The sequence below is a fragment of the Mobilicoccus sp. genome (genome assembly GCF_032060985.1).
Classification (GTDB): domain Bacteria; phylum Actinomycetota; class Actinomycetes; order Actinomycetales; family Dermatophilaceae; genus Mobilicoccus.
This window is the reverse complement of record NZ_DAMBGD010000006.1, coordinates 115641-126477: the sequence shown is the minus strand read 5'-3', so window position 1 is coordinate 126477 and position 10837 is coordinate 115641. Positions and strand designations below refer to the sequence as shown.

The 10837-nt window shown below is 70.3% G+C and carries 9 protein-coding genes; 1 reads left to right on the top strand and 8 read right to left on the bottom strand.

From position 1 onward, the window contains the following. Window positions 1-25: 25 nt before the first annotated feature. From secG to uvrC, 8 genes are all read right to left on the bottom strand, one after another. Window positions 26-271, bottom strand: a complete 246-nt coding sequence (secG, locus tag RT054_RS06960; protein WP_312718051.1) for a preprotein translocase subunit SecG — start codon at window positions 269-271, stop codon at window positions 26-28. 193 nt (window positions 272-464) lie between these two features. Next, on the bottom strand, window positions 465-1247 hold the full coding sequence (tpiA, locus tag RT054_RS06955) for a triose-phosphate isomerase (protein WP_312718053.1): 783 nt from the start codon (window positions 1245-1247) through the stop codon (window positions 465-467). A gap of 40 nt (window positions 1248-1287) precedes the next feature. Further along, the gene (locus RT054_RS06950; protein ID WP_313022734.1) at window positions 1288-2496 is read right to left on the bottom strand and encodes a phosphoglycerate kinase; all 1209 of its coding nucleotides are present in this window, start codon (window positions 2494-2496) and stop codon (window positions 1288-1290) included. A 188-nt stretch (window positions 2497-2684) separates the two neighbouring features. Further along, a complete protein-coding gene (gene gap, locus RT054_RS06945; protein ID WP_313022733.1) occupies window positions 2685-3686 on the bottom strand; it encodes a type I glyceraldehyde-3-phosphate dehydrogenase in 1002 nt (333 codons plus the stop codon). A 357-nt stretch (window positions 3687-4043) separates the two neighbouring features. Next, the gene (gene whiA, locus RT054_RS06940) at window positions 4044-5024 is read right to left on the bottom strand and encodes a DNA-binding protein WhiA (protein ID WP_312718057.1); all 981 of its coding nucleotides are present in this window, start codon (window positions 5022-5024) and stop codon (window positions 4044-4046) included. Between the two features lie 146 nt (window positions 5025-5170). Next, window positions 5171-6118 carry a uridine diphosphate-N-acetylglucosamine-binding protein YvcK gene (yvcK, locus tag RT054_RS06935; protein WP_313022732.1) on the bottom strand — a complete coding sequence of 316 codons (948 nt, stop codon included), beginning with the start codon at window positions 6116-6118 and terminating at the stop codon, window positions 5171-5173. Then, a complete protein-coding gene (gene rapZ, locus RT054_RS06930) occupies window positions 6115-6978 on the bottom strand; it encodes an RNase adapter RapZ (protein WP_312718098.1) in 864 nt (287 codons plus the stop codon). Before rapZ ends, yvcK begins: the two co-directional genes overlap by 4 nt. A gap of 92 nt (window positions 6979-7070) precedes the next feature. Continuing rightward, window positions 7071-9266, bottom strand: coding sequence for an excinuclease ABC subunit UvrC (uvrC, locus tag RT054_RS06925; protein WP_313022731.1), 2196 nt, complete (start codon window positions 9264-9266; stop codon window positions 7071-7073). Between the two features lie 311 nt (window positions 9267-9577). Between uvrC and RT054_RS06920 the strand changes: the two genes are divergently transcribed. Further along, entirely contained in the window at window positions 9578-10804 is a 1227-nt protein-coding gene (locus RT054_RS06920; protein WP_313022730.1) for a branched-chain amino acid ABC transporter substrate-binding protein, read from the top strand. The last annotated feature ends 33 nt before the right edge of the window (window positions 10805-10837 follow it).

Genomic DNA, 10837 nt, shown 5'->3' with positions numbered 1-10837 from the left:
GGTGGCGCCGACGGCGCGGGTGGGCTCAGCCGTGGAAGCGCACGACGAGGCCGAGACCGATGATGGCGGCGAGCCAGACGAGCGCCATGCCCACGGTGATCCGGTTGAGGTTGCGCTCCGCGACGGAGGAACCGCCCATCGTGCTCGACATCGAGCCGCCGAACATGTCGGACATACCGCCACCCTTGCCCTTGTGCATGAGGATGAGGAACACCATGAACACGTTGGTGGCGAGGAGAACCACCTGGAGAGCGATCTTCAGGACGTCCACGAATGCGGCCTGTTCTGTCGGGAGCGGGAATCTCGCCCGCGTGCGGCGCCTCGGGGACGCCGCTGAACGGGCACGTCCTCCAGGGTAACCGAGCCCCGGGAAGAGCCGGGAACGCCCGGCCGGACGCGCCCTCGTCGGGCGGCCGGCCGGGCGTTCCCCCGTCGGCGCGGAGGCGCCGGGCGGGCCGGAGGGATCAGGCGGTCTCGAAACCGCAGATCTTGGCGAACTCGTCGGCCTTGAGCGACGCGCCGCCGACGAGGGCACCGTCGACGTCGGGCTTGCCCATGATCTCGGAGACGTTCGAGGACTTGACGGAGCCGCCGTAGAGGATGCGGATGCCGGCCGCGGTCGCCTCGTCGTAGAGTTCGGCGAGCTTGCCGCGGATCGCGCCACACACCTCCTGGGCGTCCTCGGGGGTGGCCACCTCGCCGGTGCCGATGGCCCAGATGGGCTCGTAGGCGATGACGATGGTCCTCACCTGCTCGACGGGGATGCCGGCGAGGTCGGCCTCGATCTGACCGAGGACGTGGTCGACCTGGCGGCCCTCCTTGCGGATCTCCAGGGCCTCGCCGCAGCACAGGATCGGGGTGAGCCCGTGGCGGTAGGCGGCCTGGATCTTCTCGTTGAGCAGTTCGTCGGTCTCGCCGTGGCCCTCGCGGCGCTCGCTGTGCCCGATGGTCACGTAGGTGCAGCCGAGCTTGGCGAGGAACGCGCCGGAGATGTCACCGGTGTAGGCGCCCTCGTCCTTCGGAGACAGGTCCTGCGCGCCGTAGACGAGCGAGAGCTTGTCGCCCTCGACGAGGGTCTGCACGGTGCGGAGGGCGGTGAACGGCGGCAGGATCGCGACTTCGACGGCTCCGTAGTCGTGCTCGGCGTCCTTGAGCGTCCAGTCGAGCTTCTGCACGAGCTGAGTCGCCTGCAGGTGGTCGAGGTTCATCTTCCAGTTGCCCGCCATGAGCGGGGTGCGTGAAGCCATGTCGTCCTCTCGGGGAGTGGTGTCGTGGGGGTGGTGGCGGTCAGTCTGCGAGGATCTCGATGCCCGGGAGGCTCTTGCCCTCGAGGTACTCGAGGCTCGCGCCGCCACCGGTGGAGATGTGACCGAACTGGTCGTCGGAGAACCCGAGCTGACGCACCGCGGCGGCGGAGTCGCCGCCACCGACGACGGTGAGGGCGCCGTTGCTCGTCGCCTCGACGAGGGCCTCGGCGACCGCCTTGGTACCGGCGGCGTAGGGGGCCATCTCGAAGGCGCCCATCGGGCCGTTCCAGAACACCGTCTTGCAATCGGTGAGCTTGCTCGCGAAGAGCTTTCCGCTCTCGGGGCCGATGTCGAGGCCCATCTTGTCCGCCGGGATCGCGTCGGAGGGCACGACCTCGGTCTCCACGGCGGCGGAGAACTCCGGCGCGACGACGGTGTCGACGGGGAGGACGATCTCCACGCCGTTCGCCTTGGCCTCCTCGAGGAACGTACGGCAGGTCTCGACCTTCTCGGCGTCGAGGAGGCTCGTGCCCACCTCGTGGCCCTGGGCCTTGAGGAACGTGTAGGCCATACCGCCGCCGATGAGGAGACGGTCGGCGGTCTTCATGAGGTTCTCGATCACGGCGAGCTTGTCGGCGACCTTGGCGCCGCCGAGCACGACCGCGTACGGCCGCTGCGGGTCCTCGGTGAGGCGCTTGAGCACCGTCACCTCGTCGCCGACCAGGCCGCCCGCGTAGTGCGGAAGGCGCGTCGCGACGTCGTACACGGAGGCCTGCTTGCGGTGGACGACACCGAACCCGTCGGAGACGAACGCATCGGCGAACGCCGCGAGTTCGTCGGCGAAGGCGCCGCGCTCGGCCTCGTCCTTGCTCGTCTCACCGGGGTTGAAGCGGAGGTTCTCCAGCAGCGCCACGTCGCCGTCCTTCAGGCCTGCGACGACCGACTTGGCGGACTCGCCCACCGTGTCCTCGGCGAACGCGACGTCCTTGCCGAGCAGTTCGGACAGGCGCCCGACCACGGGGCGCAGCGAGTACTTGTCCTCCGGGGCACCCTTGGGACGACCGAGGTGGGCGACCACGACGACCTTGGCGCCCGCGTCGCTGAGCTTCTTGATCGTCGGGACGGACGCGCGCACCCGACCGTCGTCGGTGATGGCACGGGACTCGTCGAGGGGGACGTTGAGGTCGCTGCGGACGAGCACGGTCTTGCCGTGGAGGTCCTCTTCGAGGAGGTTGTCGATCGTCTTCATGGACTGCTCCTGTGCAGGATGAGGCGGATACGCCGTGGACGGGTCATGCCACGGCCGGTGCGGGGGTGTGGCGACGAGGAGTGCTCCGCGCAGAGACGAGGAGTGCTCGCGCAACGACGACGACGCCGGGCGACCGGGAGTCCGGCCGCCCGGCGTCGGGGGTGAGTCATGCTCGGCTCAGCGCAGGATCAGAGCTTGGAGCCGACCAGCACGCAGAGGTCGACGAGGCGGTTGGAGTAACCCCACTCGTTGTCGTACCAGCCGACGACCTTGACCTGGTTGCCGATGACCTTGGTGAGCCCGGAGTCGAAGATGCAGGAGGCCGGGTCGGTCTCGATGTCCTTGGAGACGATCGGGTCCTCGGTGTAGACGAGCTTGCCCTTGAGGGCGCCCTCGGCGGCCTTCTTGACGATCTCGTTGACCTCTTCGACGGAGGTCTCGCGGGACGCCTCGAAGGTGAGGTCGGTGGCGGAACCCGTGGGCGTGGGCACGCGGAGGGCGTAACCGTCGAGCTTGCCCTTGAGCTCGGGCAGCACGAGGGCGACGGCCTTGGCGGCGCCGGTGCTCGTGGGCACGATGTTGAGGGCGGCGGCGCGGGCGCGACGGAGGTCCTTGTGCGGCGCGTCCTGCAGGTTCTGGTCCTGGGTGTACGCGTGGATCGTCGTCATCAGACCCTTGACGATGCCGAGGTCGTCGTTGAGGACCTTGGCCATCGGCGCGAGGCAGTTCGTCGTGCAGGAGGCGTTCGAGATGATCGTCTGGCTGCCGTCGTACAGGGCGTCGTTGACGCCCATGACGATGGTGATGTCCTCGTTCTTCGCCGGGGCGGAGATGATGACCTTCTTGGCGCCACCGTCGATGTGGGCCTTGGCCTTCTCGGCGTCGGTGAAGAAGCCGGTGGATTCGACGACGACGTCGGCGCCGACGCCCTTCCAGTCGAGCTTGGCGGGGTCGCGCTCGGCCCAGGCGGCGAACTTCTTCCCGTCGGCCGTGATCGACTCCTCGTCGTAGGTGACCTCGCCCGGGAAGCGGCCGAGGATCGAGTCGTACTTGAGCAGGTGCGCCAGGGTCTTGTTGTCGGTCAGGTCGTTGACGGCGACGATCTCGACATCGGCGCCGGAGGCGACGACGGCGCGGAAGAAGTTGCGTCCGATTCGGCCGAAGCCGTTGATACCTACACGAACGGTCACGATGAGGCCTTCCTCTGATGGATCAGGAACTGCGTTCTCGACCTCGCAACGCCGGTGCGGTGTTCGACACCGCAACTCACGACGCCGGGGACGGAGGTCGCACGCCTTCGTACGACTCCTCGACCCTATGGGATACCCACTGGTCGTTCCAGTCTGGGGTCCGAAGGTCCCTGTTTGTCGGCGCGGTCCCCGACGGCGCGCGCCATCGCATGGGCGAATCGTGCGCATTCGTCCAATAGCGGGTGCGTGGATGTCGTGTCCGACGACCCCGGCGGGGGTGTCGCGAACACCCGCCCGATCCCCCGGTCGCGCCACAACGCGCGGGCCGGCGACGAGACGTCCTGCCTCCGGTGGGCCTCAGGCGTCGAGCATGTCCTCGGTGAGGTTGGCCTCGGTGCCGGGGATGCCGCGGTCGGCGGCCGTCTTGTCGGCGAGGGCGAGGAGCCGGCGGATGCGGCCCGCGACGGCGTCCTTGGTCATCGGCGGGTCGGCGAGCGCACCGAGCTCCTCGAGGCTCGCCTGCTTGTGCTCGAGGCGGAGTTCTCCCGCGCTGCGCAGGTGGTCGGGGACCTCCTCGCCGAGGATCTCGAGGGCACGTTCGACGCGGGCGCCGGCGGCGACGGCCGCACGTGCGGACCTGCGCAGGTTCGCGTCGTCGAAGTTGGCGAGTCGATTGGCGGTGGCGCGCACCTCCTTGCGCACCCGGCGCTCCTCCCAGGCGAGGACGGCGTCGTGGGCGCCCAGCCGGGTGAGCATCGCGCCGATCGCGTCGCCGTCGCGGATGACGACCCGGTCCACCCCGCGGACCTCACGGGCCTTGACGGCGATCCCGAGGCGCCGTGCGGCACCGACGAGGGCGAGGGCGGCCTCGGGTCCCGGGCACGTGATCTCCATCGAGCTCGACCGCCCGGGCTCGGTGAGGGAACCGTGCGCGAGGAAAGCACCCCGCCACGCGGCCTCGGCCTCGCAGGCGGCGCCGTTGACGACGCGGGGCGGGAGTCCTCGGACCGGGCGACCGCGGTTGTCGACCAACCCGGTCTGCCGCGCGAGTGCCTCGCCGTCGGTGATGACGCGCACGACGTACCGGCTCGTGCGGCGCAGTCCGCCGGGCGCGACGACGAGCAGTTCGCTCTCGATGCCGTAGACGTCGGCGATGTGCGACCGGAGTCGACGGGCCGCGGACGCCGTGTCGAGTTCGGCCTCGACGACGATGCGCCCACCGATGAGGTGCAGGCCGCCGGTGAACCGGAGCATCGCCGACACCTCGGCCTTGCGGCAGCAGGGTTTGGTCACGACGAGACGGGAGAGTTCGTCCTTCACCTTCGCTGTCATCGCCATGGGGGCCATCCTGCCATCCTGCCGGGGGCGCTTCGCGAACTCCCCTGCGGGGCTGGAGGATCAGCGGCGTGGCGCGTCTCGGCGGGGCCCGCGACGGTGCGTCGGGCGGGCTCGGGGGACGGCGCCCCTTTCCCTTCGCGCGGCCGTCACCCGGGCTGTCGGCCCATGATGTCGCGGTAGGCCGCGGCGAGCCGGAGGGGGTCGTGGTGACCGGGGGCGTCGGTGCGGGCCACGGGCATGACCGCGAGCTCGGCGCCGAGTCGGCGGGCGTGGACCTCGAGCTCGACCGGGTCGTCGACCACGCAGGGGTCGGCGAGGATGACGTCGATGTTGACGTCGGGGGCGTGCATCCTCAGGCTCTCGAGGTGCTCGGCCGCGGAGTAGCCCTCGGTCTCCGAGGTGGACATCTCGAGGTTGAGCGTGAGGAGTCGCATCGCCGGGGTGTCCCGCAGGGCCTCCGCGAGCTGCGGCACGAGCAGGTGCGGCATCACGGAGGTGTACCAGGAGCCGGGCCCGAGCACGACCCAGTCGGCCTCACGCAGGGCCCGCAGCGCCTCCGGCGTCGCGGGCGGCTGGGCCGGTTCGAGCCGGATCTCCTTGACGCGGCCGGGTGCCGTCGCGACCTCGGCCTGCCCGCGGACGAGGGTGATCGCCTCGGGGTCCTGCGGGTCCAGTCCGGCCACGTCGGCCATGATCGTCAGCGGCACCGACGCCATCGGCAGCACCCGGCCCCGCGCCCCGAGCAGTCGACCGACCAGGTCGAGCCCACTGACCGCGTCGCCGAGCAGGTCCCACAACCCGACGATGAGGAGGTTGCCCACGGCGTGACCGGCGAGATCACCCTCACCCCCGAACCGGTGTTGGAGGACGTCCCCCCACAGGTGCCCCCACTCGGAGTCGTCACAGAGCGCGGCCAGCGCCATGCGCAGGTCGCCGGGCGGGAGGATGTCGTACTGCTGCCGCAGCCGTCCGCTCGACCCGCCGTCGTCGGCGACGGTGACGATGGCGGTGACGCTGTCGGTGACGTGCCGCAGCGCGGACAGGGACGCCGCGAGACCATGGCCACCGCCGAGGGCGACGACGTGCCGTCTCATTCGCGCCCCAGGTCCCGATGGAAGAGCAGCGTCGCGATCACCGGGGTGCGGAGCTCGGCGGCGAGACGCTCGGCGACGGCGACCGACCGGTGCTTGCCGCCCGTGCACCCGACGGCGAGCGTGATGTAGCGGCGTCCCTCCTTGAGATAACCGGCGAGCATCGGCTCCATGAGGTCCACGGCCCGGTCGATGAACTCGGTGGCCTCCGGCTGCGCGAAGACGTAGTCGGCGACCGGGGCCTCGAGCCCGGTGTGCCCCCGCAGCTCGGGGATCCAGTACGGGTTGGGCAGGAAGCGCATGTCGAACACGGTGTCGGCGTCCAGGGGCACCCCGTACTTGAACCCGAACGACACGATGGCGATGCGCAGCCGTGCCGACGCGGCACCGCCGAGCATCTCCCGCACCTTGGCGGTGAGCTGGTGGACGTTGAGGCCGCTCGTGTCGACGAGGAGATCGGCCTGCGAGCGCAGGTCGGCGAGCCGGATCCGTTCCTCCTGGATCCCGTCGAGCAACCGGCCGTCACCCTGGAGGGGGTGCGGGCGCCTGACGCTCTCGAAACGCCGCACGAGCGACTCGTCGCTCGCGTCGACGAAGACCACCCGAGGGTGGTGCCCGTGTTCCCGCAGCGTGGTGAGGGCCTGCGTGAACGCCGTGAAGAAGCCCCGGGTGCGCACGTCGACGACCGCGGCGAGGCGGTGGACCTCGGGACTGTCGTGCACGAGCCGCGCGAGCTGGGGCAGCATGCTCGGCGGCAGGTTGTCGACGACGTACCAGCCCAGGTCCTCCATCGCGTGCACCGCCGTGCTGCGCCCGGCACCGCTCATCCCCGTGAGGATGATGAGTTCGCCGAATCGGGCCATGTCCGACTCTCCCGAGTCGCCCGACTCGTGAGGGTCCGCGCCCTGCGGGTCACGCGAACCGCCGCCGACACTCGTGGGGGTGGTCCGATCGGTCATGTCGTCTCCTCGCGGTCGCTCACGGCCTTCGTCCCGGCGTCCTGGTCCGGTGGCAGGTCTCCATCCTGCACCGCCGCGTGCGACGACGCGCCGGTGGTGAGGGGCGGGTCGTCGAGCACCTCACCGGTGAGCATGTCGACCGCGGGCGCCGGCGCCTCCCCCGACAGACGTTCCACGATGCCTCGCGCGAGGGCGGGGCCGATGCCCGGCACGGCCTCGATCTCCTCCACGCCCGCCGCACGCACGCGCTTGACCGAGCCGAACTGCGCGAGCAGCGCCGCCCGACGCGCCGGTCCGAGTCCCGGGATGTCGTCGAGTTCGCTGCTCGTCATCGCCTTGGAGCGCCGCTGACGGTGGAACGTGATCGCGAACCGGTGTGCCTCGTCGCGCAGCCGCTGCAGGAGGAACAGCCCCTCACTCGCCCGGGGAAGGATGACGGGGAACTCCTCCCCGGGCAGCCACACCTCCTCGAGGCGCTTGGCCAGGCCGATGACGGCGACGTCGTCGACGCCCATGTCCTCGAGGACCCGCATCGCGGCCTCGACCTGGGGACGACCACCGTCGACGACGACGAGCTGCGGCGCGTAGGCGAAGCGCTGCGGGCGACCCGTGCGTGGGTCGATGCCCGGGGCCACGACCGGCGCCACCTCCCCCGACCCGCCCTGGGCCGCGGACTCGGACGCAGCCGGCGGAGTCGTCGCGACGCCACCGTCCCCGACCGCACCGACGGCGGCGGCCACGTCGGTCGAGGGGTCGACGTCGTCGCGGCGATACCGTCGGAACCGTCGCCGGAGGACCTCGGCCATGGCCATCGCGTCGTGGATCGGGGTGCCGGGCCGGGCGGCCTCACCGCTCTCGAGGCGGTCCCCCCGCACGATGAAACGGCGGTATTCGCTCTTGCGCGGAAGCCCGTCCTCGAACACGACCATCGAGGCGACGACGTTCGTGCCCTGGACGTGCGAGACGTCGTAGCACTCGATGCGCAGCGGTGCCTCGTCGAGATCGAGGGCGTCCTGCAACTCCTCGAGGCTCTTGCTGCGGGCGGTGAGGTCGCCGGCGCGAGCGACCTTGTGCCTGCCGAGCGCCTGGCCGGCGTTGCGGCTCACCGTCTCCATGAGGGCCCGCTTGTCACCGCGCTGCGGGACGCGCAGGTCGACCGCGGCGCCGCGCTGCCGGGTGAGCCATTCGGCGACCGTGCCGGGATCGGTGGGGGCGACCGAGACGAGGACCTCGTGCGGCACCACCTCCCCGCCGTCTCCGTACACCTGGCCGAGGAGCTGCTCCATGAGGGACTCGTCGGTGTCGTCGAGCCCCTGGGAGCGTTCGAGGATCCATCCGCGCTGGCCCCGGATGCGGCCCCCGCGCACGTGGAACACCTGCACCGCGGCCTCGAGCTCGTCGCCGACGAGCGCGAACACGTCGGCGTCGGTGGCGTCGGGCAGCACGACGGCCGACCGCTCGAGCGCCTTGGTGAGGGCTCCGAGGTCGTCGCGCAGCCGAGCGGCGCGCTCGAAGTCGAGATCGCCCGCGGCCTCCTTCATCTCCCGTTCGAGGCGGGTGACGAACCGGCCGGTGTCCCCCGCCATGAACGCGCAGAAGTCCTCGGCGATGGCCCTGTGCTCGGCCTCGCTCACCCGACCGACGCACGGGGCGGAGCACTTGTCGATGTACCCGAGCAGGCACGGCCTGCCCACCTGTTCGGCGCGGCGGAAGACACCGTTGCTGCACGTGCGCACCGGAAAGACGCGCAGGAGCAGGTCAAGGGTCTCGCGAATGGCCCACGCGTGGGTATAGGGCCCGAAATACCGCGTCCCGGAACGCTTTCGGCCGCGCATCACCTGTGCCCTGGGATACGCGTCGGCCATCGTGACGGCGAGATAGGGATAGGACTTGTCGTCGCGGTACTTGACGTTGAACCGGGGGTCGAACTCCTTGATCCATGAGTACTCGAGCTGCAGCGCCTCGACCTCGGTGGCGACGACCGTCCATTCCACCCGCGCACCGGTGAACACCATCGTGCGGGTGCGGGGGTGCAGACCCGCCACGTCCTGGAAGTAGGAGGAGAGGCGGGACCGCAGCGACTTGGCCTTGCCCACGTAGATGACCCGGCCCTCGCGGTCGAGGAACCGGTAGACGCCGGGGTCGGTCGGGATCTCGCCGGGGCGGGGGCGATAGGTCGAGGGGTCTGCCACGTCGGCCACTGTAGGACCGGTCTCCGACAGCCCGTCGGTGCCCCGTCGCGCGGCCGGCGACGTCGCTCACGTCGAGCCGTCACAGGACGGGTTTCCGACGCCGAGGGGGTGGCAATGCGACGCCGAGCGGCCATTTCCGGGGGGCGAACGGTCCAATGAATGGCGATTGGGTCACGAATTGATCACAGCCGCGGCGCGGCTTTGTGTCGTCACCACATCGCCCCATACATTCCACCCACCCAGGCAAACCGGGCGCGCGGGGCCGACGTGGCCGCCTCGCGGTCATCTCTCTTCCACATTCGGAGGCCCATATGACGTCCCGCACCTTCGTCCGTACCAGCGTCGCTCTCGTCGCAGTCGGCCTCACCATGACCGCCTGCGGCTCCCGCAGCGAAGGCGGCTCCGGTGCCACCGGCGGCGGCGAGTCCGGCGACAAGACCGCCGTGATCGGTGTCATCGCCCCCCTCTCGGGTGATCTGTCCGCGATGGGCATCGGCATCCAGCACTCCGTCGAACTCGCGGTCAAGCAGGCGAACGACTCCAAGGCCATCCCCGGCTGGACCCTCAAGGTCGAGGCCAAGGACGACGAGGCCAAGACCGAGACGGCCAAGAACGCCGCGACCGCGCTCGCGGGCGACAACAACGTCATCGGCGTCGTCGGCACCCTCAACTCGAGCACCGCACAGAACGTGCAGCCGGTCCTCGCGACGGCGAAGATCCCCATGGTCTCCCCCGCGAACACGAACCCCTCCCTCACCCGGGGCGCCGACTTCGCGAACGCGCCCAAGCGCGCCTACCCCAACTACTTCCGCACCTGCACCACCGACGACGTGCAGGGCCCGTTCGCGGCGCAGTACCTCCTCGAGAAGGGCATCAAGCAGGTCGCCACGGTCCACGACAAGAAGACCTACGGTCAGGGTCTCGTCGAGGCGTTCACCAAGGAGTTCACCGCCAAGGGCGGCCAGGTCGTCGCGGCCGAGACCATCAACCCCGACGACGCGAACTACCAGAACGTCCTGTCGGCGCTCTCGGCAAAGAAGCCGCAGGCCGTGTACTACGGCGGGGAGTACCCCCAGGGTGGCCCGCTCAGCCAGCAGATGAAGGCCGGCGGCCTCAACGTCCCGCTCGTCGGCGGCGACGGTCTCTACAACCCCAAGTACGTCCAGCTCGCCGGCGCCACCGCGACCGGCGACATGACGACCTCGGTCGGTGCGCCGCTGGACTCCCTCGCCAAGGGCAAGGAGTTCCTCGACGGCTACAAGGCCGAGAAGTACGACCAGGAGCCGGGTGCCTACGGCGCCTACGCCTATGACGCGGCCAACGCGATCATCGAGGCCCTCAAGACCTCGCTCAAGGACGCCAACAGCGTGCAGGGCGCCCGCCAGGCCACGATCGACGCGATCGGCAAGGACGACTTCGAGGGCGTGACCGGCAAGGTCTCGTTCGACGAGTACGGAGACAGCAAGACCCGCTTGCTGACCGTCTACACGGTCGAGGGCGGGGACTGGAAGGCCACCAAGACCGGCGAGCTCAAGTAGCCACGCCTGGCACCGACCCACGGCAATGGTGCC